13 protein-coding genes are annotated in these 17,455 nt (G+C 72.9%); 3 read left to right on the plus strand and 10 right to left on the minus strand.

The genetic code is table 11. The features are described 5' to 3' along the window. Positions 1–315 precede the first annotated feature (315 nt). A complete protein-coding gene (locus GUY61_RS02490) occupies positions 316–1,539 on the minus strand; it encodes an FAD-dependent oxidoreductase (RefSeq protein ID WP_398953963.1) in 1,224 nt (407 codons plus the stop codon). Between the two features lie 941 nt (positions 1,540–2,480). Here GUY61_RS02490 and GUY61_RS02495 point away from each other — a divergent pair. Next, entirely contained in the window at positions 2,481–3,860 is a 1,380-nt protein-coding gene (locus tag GUY61_RS02495; RefSeq protein WP_208105468.1) for a CoA transferase, read from the plus strand. A gap of 176 nt (positions 3,861–4,036) precedes the next feature. Here GUY61_RS02495 and GUY61_RS02500 read toward each other — a convergent pair whose 3' ends face one another. The 3 genes from GUY61_RS02500 to GUY61_RS02510 are packed head-to-tail and all read right to left on the minus strand — an operon-like array spanning position 4,037 to position 5,864. Next, positions 4,037–4,468: a hypothetical protein gene (locus GUY61_RS02500; protein ID WP_166628366.1), complete on the minus strand. Its 432-nt coding sequence runs from the start codon at positions 4,466–4,468 to the stop codon at positions 4,037–4,039. 5 nt (positions 4,469–4,473) lie between these two features. Further along, positions 4,474–4,848 carry a roadblock/LC7 domain-containing protein gene (locus GUY61_RS02505; RefSeq protein WP_208105469.1) on the minus strand — a complete coding sequence of 125 codons (375 nt, stop codon included), beginning with the start codon at positions 4,846–4,848 and terminating at the stop codon, positions 4,474–4,476. 41 nt (positions 4,849–4,889) lie between these two features. Beyond that, positions 4,890–5,864: a MarR family transcriptional regulator gene (locus tag GUY61_RS02510; protein ID WP_166628367.1), complete on the minus strand. Its 975-nt coding sequence runs from the start codon at positions 5,862–5,864 to the stop codon at positions 4,890–4,892. 470 nt (positions 5,865–6,334) lie between these two features. Here GUY61_RS02510 and GUY61_RS02515 point away from each other — a divergent pair, with 470 nt between their 5' ends. Further along, positions 6,335–6,526: a hypothetical protein gene (locus tag GUY61_RS02515; RefSeq protein ID WP_166628368.1), complete on the plus strand. Its 192-nt coding sequence runs from the start codon at positions 6,335–6,337 to the stop codon at positions 6,524–6,526. Between the two features lie 244 nt (positions 6,527–6,770). Here GUY61_RS02515 and GUY61_RS02520 read toward each other — a convergent pair whose 3' ends face one another. After that, positions 6,771–7,727, minus strand: a complete 957-nt coding sequence (locus GUY61_RS02520; protein ID WP_166628369.1) for a hypothetical protein — start codon at positions 7,725–7,727, stop codon at positions 6,771–6,773. A 167-nt stretch (positions 7,728–7,894) separates the two neighbouring features. Between GUY61_RS02520 and GUY61_RS02525 the strand changes: the two genes are divergently transcribed. Continuing rightward, on the plus strand, positions 7,895–8,758 hold the full coding sequence (locus GUY61_RS02525; protein ID WP_166628370.1) for a MerR family transcriptional regulator: 864 nt from the start codon (positions 7,895–7,897) through the stop codon (positions 8,756–8,758). Between the two features lie 161 nt (positions 8,759–8,919). Here the strand turns inward: GUY61_RS02525 and GUY61_RS02530 are convergent, their stop codons facing one another. The 5 genes from GUY61_RS02530 to GUY61_RS02550 all read right to left on the minus strand — a co-directional run bounded on the left by GUY61_RS02530 (position 8,920) and on the right by GUY61_RS02550 (position 17,455). Then, a complete protein-coding gene (locus GUY61_RS02530) occupies positions 8,920–10,731 on the minus strand; it encodes a HAMP domain-containing sensor histidine kinase (RefSeq protein ID WP_313896472.1) in 1,812 nt (603 codons plus the stop codon). A 136-nt stretch (positions 10,732–10,867) separates the two neighbouring features. Then, on the minus strand, positions 10,868–11,566 hold the full coding sequence (locus tag GUY61_RS02535; RefSeq protein ID WP_166628372.1) for a response regulator transcription factor: 699 nt from the start codon (positions 11,564–11,566) through the stop codon (positions 10,868–10,870). 608 nt (positions 11,567–12,174) lie between these two features. Further along, positions 12,175–12,924, minus strand: coding sequence for a L,D-transpeptidase family protein (locus GUY61_RS02540; protein ID WP_166628373.1), 750 nt, complete (start codon positions 12,922–12,924; stop codon positions 12,175–12,177). Between the two features lie 322 nt (positions 12,925–13,246). Continuing rightward, complete coding sequence (locus tag GUY61_RS02545) at positions 13,247–15,217, minus strand: MFS transporter (RefSeq protein WP_398953973.1); 1,971 nt, start codon at positions 15,215–15,217, stop codon at positions 13,247–13,249. A 177-nt stretch (positions 15,218–15,394) separates the two neighbouring features. Then, complete coding sequence (locus GUY61_RS02550; protein ID WP_313896473.1) at positions 15,395–17,455, minus strand: serine hydrolase; 2,061 nt, start codon at positions 17,453–17,455, stop codon at positions 15,395–15,397.

Raw genomic sequence — 17,455 nt, forward strand, 5'->3', positions numbered from 1 at the left:
TACTCGGAGACGTCACGGCGGGGGTCGACGACCACGGCCTTGCCGGTGGTCTCGTCGGCGATCATGTACGAGGCGTGGGACAGGCAGTCGAGGTAGTACTGGGCGAAGAACACGGAAGCCTCCGTATCGAGGTGTAGACACCCCTAGGGGTATTTATCGGATCAGGGTGAGGCCCTTGTTCCTTCTCGGACCTCTCAGAACTCCGCCTGGGGCTCCCTGCGGTCGCCCTCGGCCTGGGGTGACCGGCCCGGGCAGGGGATACCCGGGCCGGCCGGTCGGTGGCGGCCGGCCGCTTCGGGGCGGCCGGCCTGCCGGTCAGAGACGGCCGGTGAGCATGCCGTGCCAGTACACGGGCGGCAGGCCGTACCGCTTGAACAGCCACATGTCGCGGCGTTCCTTGGTGGTGTCGATCAGCGGGAAACTCGGGCGCGGCTGCTGGTCGTAGTCGAACTCGGCGAGCAGCATCTTGTCCCGGGCCGTGACCAGCGGGCACGACGTGTAGCCGTCGTACATGCGGGTGGGCCTGGCGCCCTTCATGACCGAGAGCAGGTTCGCGGTGACCACGGGGGCCTGCTTGCGGACCGCCGCCCCGGTCTTCGACGTGGGCAGGTTCGCGGCGTCGCCGAGCGAGAAGATCTCGGGGTACCGCGGGTGCTGGAGCGTGTGCTTGTCGGCCTCGATGAAGCCGAGCGGGTTGGCCGGGTCGGCGAGCGGGCTCGCCTTGACCCAGTCGGGCGCGCTCTGCGGCGGCACCGCGTGCACCATGTCGTACGCCAGTGTCTCCTCGGCGCCGGAGGTGCGGTCGGTGACGACCAGCTTCCGGCCGCCGTCGTCGATGGCGGTGACCTCGGACTGGAAGCGCACCTCGATCCCGTAGCGCTTGACGACCTGCTCCAGCGTCCGGCTCCAGACCGGCACTCCGAACATGGCCGGGGAGGGAAGCACCATCACGACGCGGATGTCGTCCAGGACCTTCTGCTTGCGCCAGTAGTCCGCGGCCAGGTAAGCGATCTTCTGCGGGGCGCCACCGCACTTGACGGGGGTGCCCGGCTGGGTGAAGACGGCGGTGCCCGAGCGCGTCGCCCTGATCAGGTCCCAGGTGCGCGGCGCGTACTCGAACGAGTAGTTGCTGCTCACCCGGTCGCGGCCGACTGATTCGGCCAGGCCGGGCACGCCGTTCCAGTCGAGCTGGATGCCGGGGGCCATCACCAGGAACTCGTAGCCGACCTCGGTCCCGTCGTCGAGGGCCACGGTGCGGGCCACCGGGTCGACCGCCCGGGCCGCCCTGCGGATCCAGCGCACGCCGGAGGGAATGACGGAGGCCTCGGGGCGCCGGGACTCCTTCAGCGGAGCCTGGCCGCCGCCGACCAGCGTCCACAGCGGCTGGTACCAGTGGGTGTCGGCGGGCTCGATCAGGGCGATGTCGGTGACACCGGCGCGGCGCAACCGGGCTGCGACGCTGATGCCGGCGCTGCCGCCGCCGACGATCAGTACGCGGTGTTTCCGGGACCCGGAAGCGGAGCGGGGTACGGAGGACAAGACGGGGTCTCCCATTCTGGAGCGGAGCGGTACGGGTGCGGGACGAGGAATCTGTGGGGTGCCGCCGGGCGGTGCCGGAGGTCACCGGGGAGGGACCGCTTGGGCCGCTCACCGGCGGGCGGCCCGAGCGCGGCCGAGCGGGCCCGGTCGGCCGCGGGTGCCGGTGCCGGTGCCGGTGCCGGCCGCGGCGGCGGTCGTTCGGTCGGCGGCCATTCAGTCGGCCGCGATCCTGCCGCGCCCGCCGCCGGCGAGGACGGCGCGGACGGGACGGTCGGTCGCGGCTCGTCGACACGGCCAGTGCGGGCGTCGAGCGGCATCTGCCGCGCGCCCGGCAAAGGGCCTAGCCTGTATTCGCGGGTCTCTCGCACCTTGGCGGCGAGCCCCCGGCACCTGCCCATGACTGGGCGGCGGTTTCCAGATCCACTGCACGGGACATCAAACAAGTACCTCTTCCAGGTACCCCCCTGGGTATTAACGGCTGTCAGAGTAGAGGGACCACCGACCGATTGACAAAGGTTTTGCCTCAGAGGCAAACGGCGCCGAACGCTCCTCTCCGGAGGAGAGACGGGCACCCTCGGCGCTGCGCCGCGACACGAGGCCGGAGCACCCCGCCACGGCCGGGTGTCCCTTGGCGGGCGAACCGTTCCGCTACGGCACACCCGGCACGGAGCGGGGCCGCGGGCCCGCCTCCCTCCCAGGTCGGACGGCCCCGGACAGACGGCTCGGCCGACTTCGCCGGAGCCGCCGTGGCCCGCGCCCGACCGCCGGTGCCGGTTCCGCTTTCCGGCCGGGACGCGGAGGCGAGGCAGCGGTCCGTCCGCCCCGGCCGTCGGCCGGGGCGCGACCGCCGCGATCCCCGGCGCGCCGACCACGCCGCCCCGGTGTCCCGGTGTCCCGTACATCACACCGCCCACCCCGTGGCGTTCGTGCAGGCTGGTCGAATGACGCACAGCGATGACGAAGTGACGCGCGACGACGAGGCGACTGCTCATGCCTGGGCCGCCCTCGGCGGGCCGGCGGAGCTGCTCGAGAGAGTGTCGTACGAAGGGGCGGGCGGCGTGCTGCCCTCACGGCTGCCGGTGAGGGAGCTGGCGCGGGCGACCGTGGGGGTGTGCTCACTGGCCGCGGCGGAGCTGCTGGCTGCACGGGGCGGCGGAAAGGTGCCGGCGGTACGGGTGCGGGAGGGGGCCGTGGCCACGGCGTTCGTCAGCGAGCGGCATCTGCGCATCGACGGCCGGGTTCCGACGGTCTTCGCGCCCCTGTCGGGCTTCTGGCGTGCGGCGGACGGCTGGGTGCGGACCCACGCCAACTACCCGCACCACCGTGCCCGGTTGCTGGACGCCCTGGGGATACCCGATACGGGTGACGGCGGGGCGATGGCCGAGCGGTTGTCGTCCGAGCTGGCCGCACGCCCGGCGCGGTCGGTCCAGGAGGACGTCTACGCGGCGGGGGGCCTGGCCGTGGCCGTGGCGCCGCCCGCGCGGAATTCCGCCCTTCCCCTGGTCGAGACGCGGCTCACCGGGGACGGCGCCGCGCGGAGACTGCCGACGGCGTCGCTGCCGGCCGCCGGCGTGCGCGTCCTGGACCTGACCAGGGTTCTCGCCGGGCCCGTCGCGGGCCGTACGCTCGCCCTGCTGGGGGCCGACGTCCTGCGCGTGGACACGCCCCGACTCCCGGAGGACGCGGACACCCACGCGGACACCGGCATGGGCAAACGCTCGACGCTGCTGGACCTCGGCTCCTCCGGGGACCGGGGAGTCTTCGAGGACCTGCTCGGCACGGCCGACGTCGTGCTGACCGGCTACCGTCCCGGCGCCCTCGACCGGTTCGGCCTGGCCCCCGACGCCCTGCTCGCACGGCATCCCGGCCTCGTCGTCGCACAGCTGAACGCCTGGGGCTGGTCGGGGCCGTGGGCCTCGCGGCGCGGCTTCGACAGCCTGGTCCAGGCCGGGAGCGGCATCGCCTCCCTGGAGGCGTCCGAGGACGGGTCCCCCGGCGTTCTGCCCGCGCAGGCACTGGACCACGGGACCGGGTACCTTCTCGCGGCGGCGGTCCTGCGTGCGCTGACCGACCGTCAGTCGGTCGGCGGTGGACGGCATCTGCGGCTGTCCCTCATGAGCACCGCGTCATGGCTGATGCACGGCATCCGCTCCGCCCCCTCGGCGGGCGGCGCCTACAGCCCGCAGCCCTGGCTGGCCAGGACGGCGTCGCCCTGCGGACTGCTCGACCACGCCGTGAGCCCGGTGGACTACGAGGGGGCGCCACGCAACTGGAGCCGCTCGCCGAGCCGGTGGGGAACGGACCGGCCCGTCTGGATCTGATACCGCCCGCCCCTCCGGCGTCGAAGGGGTCGGCGCCGGACGGGCACGGCGGAGGTGGCGTGCGCGCCGAAAACGGCACGGTCCCCTCCCGCTCCCCGGAGGAGACCGTCGACAGACGCTCCGTCAGTTGCCGTCCCGCCGTACTCAGATCCCGCCGTACTCAGATCCCGCCGTACTCAGATCCCGCCGTACTCCTTCATCACCCGTCTCGCCTGGGCGAAGAGCATGCCCACATTCACCGACTTGCGGCACACCGCGACAGCGACCACGTCCTGGCTCTCGTTCATCCGGATGAACAGGTGGGTCAAGTTGTCGCTGTTCACCAGGATTTCCTGGAAGTAGTGCTGATCGCTCTGGACGCCCCGCCGTTCCTTGAAGACGTTCTCGATCATCACCACGGTGCGGCCCTGGAAGAGGTCCAGCGTCGCTCCCGCCAGCAGGTCCAGGACCTCCGGCGGGTGGCTGTCCACGGTCTCGTACGACAGGAGCATGCCCGTCCCCATGTCGACGACGCCGGCGGCGACGCAGTCGGGGGTCTCGGTGCGCAGTGCCTTCACCAGGGCCATGATCTGCTCCGAGAACCCCTGTGCCATGCGTTTCGTCGCCATGCTCGTCACTTCCCCTCGGACAGGATGGCCCCGATGCGCCTGAGCATCGGCTGGGATTCCGCGTGAAGCCGCTCGATGTCGAGACCCTCGTCGCCGAGGATCACCATCAGCGCGGTGTCGTCCAGCGCGTACACCGCCGCGCAGCCCTTGCTTCCGTACGTCACCGTGCGACGCAGCGAACCCCGGTCCGTGGCCGCCGCCGTACGCCGCGCGAGACCCAGGCCTGCCGCTGCGAGGGCGGCGAGGCCGTTGGGTTCGATGCCGTCCTCCGTGTCGGCAGCGATCAGCAGCCCGTCCACCGCCGCGACCGCGGTGTCGGTGATTCCCGCCACCTGCTCGCGGAGTTCTCTCATTTCCCCGGCCAACGACTCACGTTTCATTCACGAACTCCTCCGCACACTTGCTGATTCCATCGAGCCCTTCAGGGATCCGTGATCCCGGGATCTGCCGACCGGGTACCGTTCCGAAACCGGAAGAGCTCTCTCCAACTCGCCGTGGATTCCCTGACGGCGAGAGTCCTTGCCATGAATCCGCTGGCCCCCGGAATGCGGCGGGGCAGCGCCCCGTCCTCGTGCTCCCGCTCGCCCGCGGCGGCGCGCCGCGGCACCGGCGCCTGGTCCGCCCACACCTTCGGCACGCCGGACCCGGCGTTGCGCACGGCTCGCTCCAGCAGCCCTTCGCCGAGCATCCGGGAGACCTCGACGGTCACGTTGTAGACACTGCGGCCGAGCGCGAAGGCGATGTCCCGCGGGGTGCGTCTGCCGTTGGCGAGGAAGAGGATCTCCCGCCGTTGCGGGGCCAGCCCTTCCGCCGCCGGACCGCCGGTGCCGGGGCCGGCCACGATCCGCTCCCGGTCGGGCAGGACGGCTTGCGGCAGGGCGGCGAGCGCGGCGAGCTTCCTGACCGCGTTGTCCATCAGCTGCAGCGGGTCCTCGCCGGGACCGGCCTGGACCACCGGGCTGTCCTCCTGACCGGTGACGCAGTCGGCCAGGTCTCCCGCGACGACGGCGAAGACCGCGTCCCGCATGGCCATGGCCGAGACCACTTGGAGCTCGGCCGCCCCGATGTGTCCCCGCGACACCAGCGTGGCGCCCGGCCACCCCTGGGCCGCCCGCTCCTGCGGCAACTCCGCCCAGTCCGCCTCGCTGACCCGGCCGGACCGCAACAGCAGTGCCTCGACGCCGGGGGCCCCGGCGGTCTCGACGGCGACCACGTTTCCGTGCCGCAGATGGAACACGCCACCGGGCCGGCCGCGCACCTCCAGGGCCGCGGTGGCGCAGTCCGCCCGGCACTGTTCCAGCGCGAGGCAGAGCGTGCCGTGTCCGGCGCGGTGAAGGGTTTCGCGAATGTCCGGCACCACTCCCCCTTGGACCACGGCGCCCGTTGCAGAGGGCACGTGAATTTCGTACTGGTGCCTTACAGGTGACACCGAGAGAGGTATGTGTATCAGCCGCAGAGCCGGACATTCCGCCAGTGACACAATATGACAGAAGCTAGAATGTCCACTTGACCAGGACTTTCACCGGATACTTCAATCCGACCGGCTGATTTCGCTTGGCGTCGATCGCCGTGCCGCCCGGCTTCGGCGCACGTGACGGGCGCGCGGGGCGCGGGCGGGCGACCACCACCCCGCCCATCCTCACCCGAATGGCGGTTTCCGCCGCGCTGGATCGTTCGCTAGGCGTGGAGTAGGCACCCGGTCCGCAGCACGCACGGGGTCGACGACCCGCCCATGTCTTTCGAATCCCACCCGGGTTTGTTCGGCACGTCTCGAATGCCTGCCCCGCCCTCGCTGTCCGGGGACAGGCGTCCGTTCGCAAGGGATGGGATGCGGTGAAAGTGACGGTCTTTCAGGTGGGAGACCCCGTGAGCCACTTCACGGAGGCCGGGCACGTCGGCGTGGTGGTCCGCGTCGGGCGGCCCTGGTGGGCCTTCTTCGGGCGCGTGTACTGGGTGGACTGGGGCCGGGGTGCCTGTCCCGTGCCGCACACTCACGGTCTGTGGCACGCCTCCGCGGCGGACCGGTCCGGCGCTGACGACACGGAGGACGTGGCGTGATCGGAGGGACCGTGACCGGAGGGACCTGGCCCGACGGCCCGCGACCGGACGGCCCGCGGCACCTCCCGGGCCCCGATGTGCCATAGGTGCTACCCCGTGGAGAGCGGCGCCAGACATCGTCCGGGGAAGCGATCCCTGGCCATGGCGGGGCGGGGGCCGGGACGGCCGCTGCGGGCCGGCGGAACGCCTCGTCCCCGGCCGGGACGACCGGCCGGACGACTGGTCGTGACGGCGTGCGGCGGAACTACGACGTGTGGCAGGTGGCCCTCATCTGGGCCGCGCCGTGGTGCCCGCCGCGTGTGTCGCCGCGGTCGGTCAGGCGTACGGCGATGCGGCCGTCCCGCACCGGGTAGGTGCCGGCGTCGACGAGTTCGCCGCGGTGGACGGTCTGGCGGATGCGGAAGGAGTCATAACCGGAGCGGACGTCGAAGGGGTCGGCCAGCACCTGGTAGTGGGTCGGGTCGCCTGCCGTGTCGGAGGGGTCGCCGCTGTCGGGTACACGGACCGCTATGGAGCAGGAGCGGTAGCGCTCGCCGATGTTCCAGGCCCAGGTCGCGGCGTTGCCGCCGTCCTGGTCCGCGCTGCCGGACATGGGTACGGCGGCGAAGCTGCCGTCGCAGAAGGCGTTCCGGTGGCCACCGTACGGCAGGTCGTACCAGCCGCCGTAGCCGTCCCCGTAGCCGTCCCCGTACCCGTCGTCCCCGTGGTGGCCGCCACCGTGCCCGCCCTGGTCGTAGACCCCGTAGCCGCCGCCGTAGCGCCCGGTCTCCCAGTAGTTGCCCGTCGTGCAGCCATGGCCGGCCCACAGGGTGTACGTGCCGCCGGGCCCGGCCGGGGGCTTCGGCCTCCCACTGTCCGCGTCCGTCGGCCGCGGCCCGGACGTGGCGCTCGGCGACCGGGTGCTCGACGTTGCCGTGGAGGGCGCGGGCGAGGGTGATTCCAGGGGCAGCGCGACCGAAGGGTTGACCCGCCCGGGGAAGTCCGGCAGTTCGTCGACGTCACCGCCCGCGACGGGCTCGGCACGGCGCTCCTCCGGCGTCAGCAGCAGGATGAGCGTCCCGCCGACCCCGAACATCAGCATCCCGACGGTGGTCGCCACCAGAGCCTTGGAGATCCAGGACGGCTCGGGTGGAGGGGTCGGACAGAAGCAGCCCATACCCGGCAGGGGGCCGCGCTCCCCGCCGCAACGCTCACACGCCATGGAACCCTCTTGTGCCGCACCGATGGGTGGTCCCGCCGATCAAGTGGTGCACCACTATGCATGAAACCCCCCGCCGGGCACAGGGCCTTCGGCGGATTGACCCTTCCCCTGGGGCAGGGGCCAGGGTCGTCGCACCGGGCAAAGCGCCCGGGACGGAGGATGACCTCATGCACCCCAAGGAACCCGGCGAAAGCCTGAGCATCGGCGCGTTCAGCCGCAGGTCCCGGCTGTCGCCCAAGGCCCTGCGGCTGTACGACCGGCTCGGCCTGCTGCGGCCCGACCGGGTCGACGAGGACACCGGCTACCGCTGGTACCGCGCCGACCAGGTGGCCCGCGCCCGGCTCGTCGCGCTGCTGCGGCAGCTCGACATGCCGCTGGCCAGGATCGCCGAGCTGGTCGAGCTGCCGGGGCCGCGGGCGGCGGACGAACTCGCCGTGTACTGGGCCGGGGTCGAGCAACGCGTCGCCGCGCAGAAGGCGCTGGCGCTGCACCTCCGCGAACGGCTCTCGGGAAGGAGCCCCGCAGTGGACGGAAGGTTCGAGATCGCCACCCGCGAGGAGGCGGAACAGACGGTGCTCACGGAGACGCGCCACCTGCTGGCGCACGAACTGCCGCCGTGGATCGGCGAGTCGCTGGGCCGCCTGGAGAAGGCGGCACGCGAGTGCGGCGGGATCGCCGGGGCGCCGCAGGTGCTGTACCACTCGGAGGTGTCCATGGAGAGCGACGGCCCCGCCGAGGCCTGCGTACCGGTCGCGGACGCCGCGGCGGCCCGTGCCTGGGCCGAGGCGCACGGCGGCCGGGGCTCGGTCACCGTCCGCACCGAGCCGGCGCACCGCCTGGTGTACACCAGGATCACCAAGACCCAGGTCGCCCACCCGCAGATCCTCTCCGCGTACGAGGCGGTGGAACGGTGGATCGGGGAGCAGGGCCTGCGGACCACCGGTCCGTGCCGGGAGATCTACCTCCCCGTGGACTGGGACGCCGCGGGTCCGGACGACGAGGTCTGCGACATCGCCTGGCCGGTGGCGTAGAGCATCCTCCCCCACGGGTGCGCACGAGCACCCTCTGCCCCACCGGCTGGGACGCGCGTCCCGGCGCCCCGGCCGTCCCGGCCGGCGGCACGGGCCGGACGCCCCGGGGCGGTACGGCGATGCGCCAGCCGCCACGAAGGCCGCCGGGTGACCACCGGGCGTCAGGGCGCGGGGCTGTCCGGCGCCGGCGCCAGGGGGAGGCGGACGGTGAACACCGCCCCGGCGCCGGGCTCGCTGCTCACGGTGACGGTGCCGTCGTGCGCCGCTGCGAGCTGGCGGACGATGGACAGGCCCAGCCCGCTGCCGCCCGTACGCCTGCTGCGGGACTTCTCGGCACGCCAGAAGCGCTCGAAGACGTGCGGCAGGTCCTCGGCGGCGATACCGCTGCCGGTGTCCTCCACGGCGAGGACGGCGGCCCGGCCGCCGTCCTCCCGGCGGGCGGTGAGCGTGACCGTGCCGCCCGCCGGGGTGTGCCGGATCGCGTTGGAGACGAGGTTGCCCAGGGTCTGGCGCATCCGCACCGGGTCGGCGTCGAGCCACACGCCGGATCCGGCGCGGATGCGCAGGCGGACCCGCGCGGTTTCCGCGCCGGTCCGGTGGGCCGCCGCCACCTGGGCGAGGAGTTCCTCCGCCGGCACCGGCTCGCGGTGCAGCCGCAGCGTGCCGGCGTCGGCGTCCGCGAGGTCCTGGAGGTCGTCGATGATGTGCTGGAGCAGCAGCGCCTCGTCGTGCAGGGAGGCGATGAGGCCCGGGTCCGGGGCGAGCAGCCCGTCGCGGGTGACCTCCAGCCAGCCGCGGATGTTGGTCAGCGGCGTCCGCAGTTCGTGCGCGATGTCGCTGACCATGGCCTTGCGCTGGGCCTCCATGCGCTCGCGGCGGGCGGTGAGATCGTTGAAGGCCGCGGCAAGGTAGCCGGTCTCGTCGTCGGTGGTGACGGCCACCCGCGCGTGCCGCTGCGGCGGCTGCCGGGCCGCCGCCGTCAGGGCCCGCAGCGGACGTACGAGGCGGATCGCGACCGCCGCGGTCATGGCGACGGTGACGGCGAGGACCAGTCCCGTGACACCGACGATCTTGGCCTTGTTCGCCGGAGAGAGGTCGAGCCCGGACGGCTGCCGGCCCGGGCTGCCCAGATAGAGACTGGCCACCGGGGCGACGTAGGGGCCGAGTTGGGTGCGGCGCGCCTCTTCCAGGCAGCGTTGTGTGACCGGGTCGCGTTTCAGCGACATGACCATCGGCAGGTCGAGCGCGGCCTTGAAGTCCGGCACGTCGGTGGCTGTGTCCGCCCGCGAGACGTCCCGGTCCCGCTCGCGCTCGTGCTCGAGGCAGGCGTCGGTCAGCTTCGTGAGTTCGGCCAGCGCCTTCTTCTCGGTGGGCGTAGGGGTGTTGAGCACTCCGTCGGCGCATTCGAGGGGCACGTCGTCCGATCCGGCGCCCGCCGCTCCCCCGGCTCCGGCCGGCGGCCCGATCACCGAGCGGCCGCCGGGGACCCGCACGATCCGTCCGTCGCTGCCGTGGTGCCGCATGCACGCGAGGCGTTTCTCCGCGCGCGCCTCGACGTCCGCCCGTTCCGCGGCCGGCAGGAGGTACGGCCCCACCGCCCGCGGGTCGACGCCGTCGAGCTGCGCCCCCGGTTGGGTGTACGTGTCGGTGCGCAGCGGATCGACCACGGCCGAGGCACGGGCGGGCAGGGCGGTACCGCGGTCGGCCGAGTCGGCGATGACGCGCCCGCTCCCGGTCGTCAGGGCGATCCGTCTGCCCGTGGTGCGCGAGAGGGTCCGCACCGAGTCCTGTACGCCGTTCCAGTCCGGGTGCGTCGCCGCGAAGCCGCTGAGCCGCCGCAGGATGTCGATGTCGTCGGAGAGCACCTGGCCGCGCTCCTCCTGGATGGCGCGCGTGGTGGTCTGCACCGCCAGCCAGGCGGTGGCGCCCACGGAGACGACGGCGATCGCCACGGAGGTGATCAGCAGCCGCACGAGCAGGCTCTTGCGCCACGGAAGGCGGGGGCCGGGTTCGGGACCGGGTTCGTTCGGTTCGGGGCCCGGTTCGGGTTCGGGGCCGGGTTCGGGTTCGGGGCCGGGGCCGACTGCCGGGCCCGGGCCGGAGCTGCGGCTACGAGTCACCGCGGTCGCCGACGAGCTTGTAGCCGACGCCGAAGACGGTCAGCAGCCGCACGGGTCTGCGCGGATCCGGTTCGATCTTCTTGCGGAGGTTCATGATGTGCACGTCGACCGCCCGTTCGGTCGAGGCACGGTCATGGCCGCTGGTGTGCCGCAGCAGTTGGCGGCGCGAGAACACCCGGTCCGGCTCCGCGGCCATGGCGGCCAGGATCGCGAACTCGCCCGGAGTGCAGGTGACGGGCGCTCCGTCACAGGTCACCCAGTGCCGCAGTGGATCCACACGGATGGCGCCGACCCTCAGCGGTGGAGGGCCGCCGGCGGCGGGGCGCAGCGTGCGGCGCAGCACGGTGCGGATGCGGGCCATCAGTTCCCGGGGGCTGTACGGCTTGGTCATGTAGTCGTCCGCCCCGAGTTCGAGGCCGAGCAGCACGTCGTCCTCGGCGGTGCGGGCGGTGAGCATGAGGACCGGGACGTCGTCGTCCCGGCGCAGGACGCGGCAGACTCCGAGGCCGTCGATCCTGGGAAGCATCAGGTCGAGGACGACCAGGTCGGGTCTGTTCCTCCCGGCCTCGTCGATCGCGGCACGGCCGTCGTGGACGACGACGGCCGTGTGCCCCTCCTGCAGGAGCAGGCGGCGTATGAGTTCGGCCTGCATCTCGTCGTCCTCGGCGACCAGGATATGTGCGCACACCCGGCCGACCTTATGCGCGCGGGGCCGGAAACGGGCCGGTGAGCGGCACTTCCCACACCCTGACAAGTTCCTGATATCCGCCGTCCAGGCTGGGCGACGTACCCCTGGGCGCGATACCGCGGCCGCCGTCACGGCGGATCGGCGGCGTACGGCTGCGGGCCCGCCGGCACGGGGCCGGGCGACCCCCGCCCCGGGGCCCCACGCCACTCACCCCGCACGACGGAGACCCCATGCACCGAACCGGCAGACGTCACCGCATCCGGCCCGGCATCCGAGCCCGCCTCCGGCCCGGCATCCGCTCCAGGACCCGCGGCGCACCGGCCCTCACCGCCCTGTCCCTCTCAACTCCCTCGTGGGCGACGTCGTCGTGGTGAAGAACTCCGGCGACGGGACGATAGCCGCCGACAACGGCCTCAACGGCTGGAACATGCCGTGGAGCGAGTGGAAGGCGGGCTCCGCGCGCTGAGCGGAACGCGTGGACGGGCCGCCGGAGGCGAGGTGCCTCCGGCGGCCCTTCGGTGCGACCCGGGCGTCGGCGGGCGAGCAACCCGGCGTCCCGGCCCGGCCCCTGATCCGATCCCGGACACCGGACACCGGACCCCTGGACGTCAGTGTGCGAGCGATCCGGCGTCACCCATCACGACCACCGGCCGCAGGCCGGGGTCCAGCGCCCGCAGAAGCTCCTTCATGTGCGTCCTCCTCAGGCTCACGCAGCCGCGCGTGGGACCCCCGTGGTCGACGTGCAGCCATATGCCGCCCCCCTTGCCGGCGCCGAGGGGCCGGGTCCAGTCGAGGGGGGACGTACCGGTCCTGCGGTTGTAGTCGATCGCGACGACGTAGTCGAACGAGCCGGCGAGTGGTTCGCCCTCGAAGCCCGTGCCTCCAATGGTGAAGCCTCCCGAGCGGTCGTACGGCAGCTTCGTGCCGGGGTCGGCCAGCAGACCGCCGGCATCGGTGAGGGTGAACACGCCGACGGGCGAGCGCAGGTCGTTCAAGTGGTGATCGTCGGTCCAGCCCCTGAACCCGTTGTGGGCCGGCCAGGTGGCCCCCGGCTCCCAGCCGGCGCTCGTACGCCGGTAGAGCACCGCACGGGACTCCGGGGAGTCCTTGCCGCGGCCGGTCACCAGGAGGACCTGGCGCGTGCCCTCGGGGATGTGGGCGAGTGTCCGGGGCCCCAGGCCCGGCAGCCGGGCCGGGACGGCCGTGGCGGGCGGCTCACCGGCGGGCGGCGGCACCGCCTGCGTGGTTCCGGGAGCGGCTGCCCGCGTTACGGGTGCGTCCTGCGCTTCGGCCGGGGCGTTCGCATGGCCGCCGCATCCGGCGAGCACCGAGGCGAGGGCCAGAGCCGCGGCGGTCATGCCCAGGCGGTTCGAGTGCACGGTCGTGGGGGCTGCCCTCCCGCGCGGGCTCAGCGCACGGGGCCGTCGACGTGACGGGCGGGGTGATGATGAAGCCATGCCGTCAGCGTGGACGGCACATGTCAGGAACCGGTCAGACCGCCGCACGCGAGACCGGGAGCGTGCGGCACCGCCGGACCGTGCCGCATCACCAGGACCGCCAGGACCGTGCGGACAGAACCATGCCGACAGGACCGTGCGGACCGTGCCGGAACCACCGCGTGGGCGCGACAGGGCGAAGGACCGCGTGCCGGCGCGCCGGACTGCCGGCGGAGCGCGGCACTCAGTCGCGCATCTGTTCGGGGCAGGGCGTGCCTCGGGGCAGTCGGTAGGGGGCCGCGAGGCGGTAGGTGCCGGCCCTCGGGGCGAGGAGTTCGGTCCACTCGTCGCCCTGCTCGTCCTCCTCCGCCTTCATCAGACAGCCGTTGCTGTTGACGTAGGTCTCCTCGCCCGTCTCCTCGTCCTCGCCGGTCTTCCGCGGCGGCTCCACGCTCTTGCCCTCTTCGTCGACGAGCCCGAGCCACGGCGAGTACGGGATTCGTACGAGGACCCGGCCGGCCCGCTTGACCTCGATGACCAGCTCGCCCGCTCCGGCCCGGTCCACGGTCGCGGGCGGGTCGGCGAGCGGCGTCGGGTCCTCGACCTCGTACAGCTGCCAGTTGGCGTCGCTCCACACCAGGGACAGGTAGGGCTGGCCGTTCACCACCAGCTCCGCCTCCTGGACACCCGCGCCGTCCGGCTCGCCGACCGGCAGGACGACGTAGTGGACGGACCACCGCCTGAGCCAGTCCCGGTAGGTCTCGGAGGTGAGGGGGTGTTCCTCGTCCTCGTAGAAGAGGGGGTTGCGCTCCATGTCCGCCTGGCGGTTCCAGCCGCGGGCGAGGTTGACGTACGGGGCGAGGGCGGACGCCTCCCGGTGGCTGCGGGCCGGGATCACCTCGACCCGCCCCTTCTCCGCGCCCACCCGCTGGAGGCGGTCCACCAGCGGGGCGAGTTCACGGGCCCAGGAGGCGGCCGGGGTGGTGTGCACGACGTCGTCGACCGACTTGAAGGCGATCCAGGTGTTCAGGCCTGCGAAGGCGACCAGGATCGCGTACCACTTGCGGCTGCGCGGCACCGCGAACGGCAGGGCCGCCAGCAGCACCACCCCCGCGAAGATCATCGCGAGGCGCGTGATGTTGCTGCCGATCTGCGAGTCGATCAGCCAGGTCAGCAGCACGCCGAGAGCGTAGAGCCCGGAGCCCACCCGGACCGTGCGCCAGTCGCGGGGCACGGCCAGGAAGACCGCCACGCCGAAGATGACCGGCAGTGAGGCGGAGCCGAAGGACATCGGCTGCTGCCCGCGGAAGGGGAACAGCCACGCGGAGAACGCCACCACGGCGACCGGGGTGAGGCCGAGCGCGTACGCCGCGGGCCTGCGCCCGGTCAGGAACAGTGCCGCCGCGACGACCCCCACGAAGAGCCCGGCGACGGGGCTGCCCGCGGTGGCGAGCGCGGCCAGTACGGCCGCGGTGGCCGCCTTCGCCCTGCGGTTGTCCCGCCAGCGCCAGGGCCAGCAGAACACCGCGCCCACGGCCGCGAGGCCGAACACCATGCCGAGCCCGAAGGTGACCCGCCCCGAGGCCGCGTTGCACAGCAGCGCGAAGACCCCGGCGAGCGCGGGCGGCAGCGGATTGCGCACGACACGGCTGCGCACCAGGATCAGCGCCAGCAGCGCGGCGGAGGCGGTCCCGGCGAGCATCATCGTCGTACGGACACCGAAGACCGACATGACGTACGGCGAGATGATGCTGTACGAAACGGGGTGCATGCCGCCGTACCAGGCGAGGTTGTACGCCGAGTCGGGGTGCCGGCCGACGAACTCGGCCCAGGCGTCCTGTGCGGCGAGGTCGCCGCCGCTGTTGGCGAAGGCGAAGAACCAGACGAGGTGGGCGAGAGCGGCGACGACGGTCGTGACGGCCACCGGGTGGGAGAGGAGCCGGCGCCGGAGACCGGCCGGCGCGTCGTCCGGCCCATCCCCCGGCGTTCCGGCCGTTCCCGAGGCTTCGGGTGTGCGGGAGGTCTCGGACGGTTCAGTGTCTTCGGACGCTTCGGAGGTCTCGGAGGTCTCGAGTGCCTCCGGCGTCACGGCCGGTATTCGCGGCGTGGTGTCGGCATCGGTGTCGCCGCACACGCCACCACTGCCGCGCCGGTCGTCGCGTCCCTGAAGGTGGTCATGATCATCATCGGTGCGCGTCGGTTCCGCGGTGGTCACGTCGGCTCTCCCCGTGTCGTCCCCGGCCTCGTACCCCCGATGAGTGCAAGCGACTGCATGCGGGCGCGTCGTCCCCGCGCGCCCCGGTTCCCCGTAACTCTCGCGACGCTAGCACGCACGGCCCCTGCCGCCAGTGGCGCGGGGCCGTGCGAGAACCGTCGTCGTCGACCGTGCACGTCAGGAGATACGGGTCAGCCTGTCGCCGAAGCCGGGCTCCGCCAAGTCGCCCTGGAGCGCCACGGGTACGTCGACCCGGCCCGCGCCCGACCCCGCGGACAGCGTGCCGATCTCCGTGCCCGCCGCCGCCTCGTGCGGCACCGTCTCGCCGCCGTCGGTGAGCTTCAGGGTCACCTTCAGCCCGGACCAGCCGACAGCCTTCAGGTCCTTGGTGGCGACCACGGCGGTCCGGCCGCCGAGGCCGTCCTCGACGTACCCGACGACCTGGCCCTTCTTCACGACCGTGGCCGAGGTGACCTCCTGCTGGGCGGCCTGGATCAGCTTCCTGCTGTTGTCCAGGGCCATCTCCAGGCTGTCCCACACGACCCCCGTGTCGGCCTGCTGGCCCAGCACCACGCCGAGGATGCGGCGGGTCTCGCCGTCGACCTCGGTCGTGGCGGCCCACATCAGGTTGCCGCCCGCAGGGGTGGAGGAGCCCGTCTTGATGCCGATCACGCCGGGCGTGGTCACGAGCAGCGAGTTGTTGTTGATGATCTTGTTTTCAAGACCGGGGATACGGGCCTCGGCCCTCCCCACGGTGTCCCGGAAGACCTCGTTCTGCATGACCGCCGCCGCCAGCTTCAGCTGGTCGTTCGCGGTGGAGACGGTCTTGGAGTCGAGACCGCTCGGGTCCGTGTACGTGGTGTCCTTCATGCCGAGATCCGCGGCGGCGTCGTTCATCTTCTCGACGAACGCCTCCTGGTCACCGCCGCTGTCCCAGCGGGCGAGCAGCCGGGCCGCGTTGTTGCCGGACGGGATCATCAGCATCTGCAGCATCTGCCGCTGCGTGAACTTCTGGCCCTCCTTCATGGGCGCGGTCGACTCGTCGACCGCCGAGGACTCCTTCTCCGCCTGCGCGTCGGCGGTGATCTCCTCGCCCTGCTCGTCGGCCTTGAGCGGGTGCTCCTTGAGGATCACATACGCCGTCATCACCTTGGCGACGCTCGCGATCGGCGCGGGCTTCTGCGCGCCCTCGCTGCCCATCCTGCCGACGCCGTCGACCTCCACGACGGACTGACCCTCACCGGGCCAGGGCAGGTCGAGCCCGCCGCCCTCGAAGGAGTACGTCGGCTCACCGGCCAGTGCGAGGGTGGGCTGCGGCAGGGGCCGCACCGCCTGCACGACCGCGAAGACGATCAGCACGAGCAGCACCAGCGGCGTCCAGATCTTGATCCGGCGCACGGTCGTCCGCAGCGGCGTCTCCGGCGGCGGCGGCGTGTTCGTCAGCTCGGCAAGCAGGTCGAGCGGCGGCTTCGGTGGCAGGGGCTGCTGGGTCGTCCGCTCGGGATGCGCCACGGACGCGGGCTCGGCGCGCTCCGCGGCCCTGTCCGGGTCCTGCAACGGCACGAACCTGCTGGTCCGCTCGGCGGCCGGCTCCTCACGCGGCGTCGCGGAGGGCGTGGCGGGCGGAGTGGCGGGCCTGACTGCGCGGAACACGGCGGTCGCCTGGTCGACCGGCGGCCGCCGGTCGGCCGCGGCCCCGTCCCGCGTCTTCTCCGGCGCCTTGCCCTGCGCCTTGTCCTGCACCTTGTCCTTGTCCTGCTGGTCCCCGGGCTTCGGCTCGGCGGCCCGCGCCGCGCGGAACACGGCCGTGCCCCGGTCGGCGGCCTCGTCCCGCTTCGGCACGCGGAACATGGTGGTCGCCTGGTCGACTCCGGGCGCGGACGCCCGGTCTGCGGCGGAGCCGGTGGGTGCCTCGTCCGAGTCGTCCGCGGACGGCGCCTCGCCGTCCTCGTCACTCTGCGGAGCCCGCGAGGCGGACCCGCCGGAAGCACCCGCGGCCTCGTCCCCGGCCTCAGCGCGGCGCGGCACCCGGAACATCGTGGTCGCCTGGTCACCGCCGGACGTCTCCGCGGCCTTCTCGCCCGTCCCGCGGCCGGACGCCCCGTCTCCGGAGGCCTCATCGCGGCGCGGCACCCGGAACATGGTGGTCGCCTGGTCACCGCCGGACGTCTCCGCGGCCTTCTCGCCCGTCCCGCGGCCGGACGCCCCGTCTCCGGAGGCCTCATCGCGGCGCGGCAC

Origin of the sequence: Streptomyces sp. GC420 (genome assembly GCF_009916105.1) — a bacterium.
Taxonomy (GTDB): domain Bacteria; phylum Actinomycetota; class Actinomycetes; order Streptomycetales; family Streptomycetaceae; genus Streptomyces.

Bases quoted from the DNA above. Each gene is read 5' to 3' on its own strand.
- GUY61_RS02495 (WP_208105468.1), top strand. From the start codon at position 2,481: ATGACGCACAGCGATGACGAAGTGACGCGCGACGACGAGGCGACTGCT.
- GUY61_RS02500 (WP_166628366.1), bottom strand. From the start codon at position 4,468: ATGGCGACGAAACGCATGGCACAGGGGTTCTCGGAGCAGATCATGGCC.
- GUY61_RS02505 (WP_208105469.1), bottom strand. From the start codon at position 4,848: ATGAAACGTGAGTCGTTGGCCGGGGAAATGAGAGAACTCCGCGAGCAG.
- GUY61_RS02520 (WP_166628369.1), bottom strand. From the start codon at position 7,727: ATGGCGTGTGAGCGTTGCGGCGGGGAGCGCGGCCCCCTGCCGGGTATG.
- GUY61_RS02525 (WP_166628370.1), top strand. From the start codon at position 7,895: ATGCACCCCAAGGAACCCGGCGAAAGCCTGAGCATCGGCGCGTTCAGC.
- GUY61_RS02540 (WP_166628373.1), bottom strand. From the start codon at position 12,924: ATGACCGCCGCGGCTCTGGCCCTCGCCTCGGTGCTCGCCGGATGCGGC.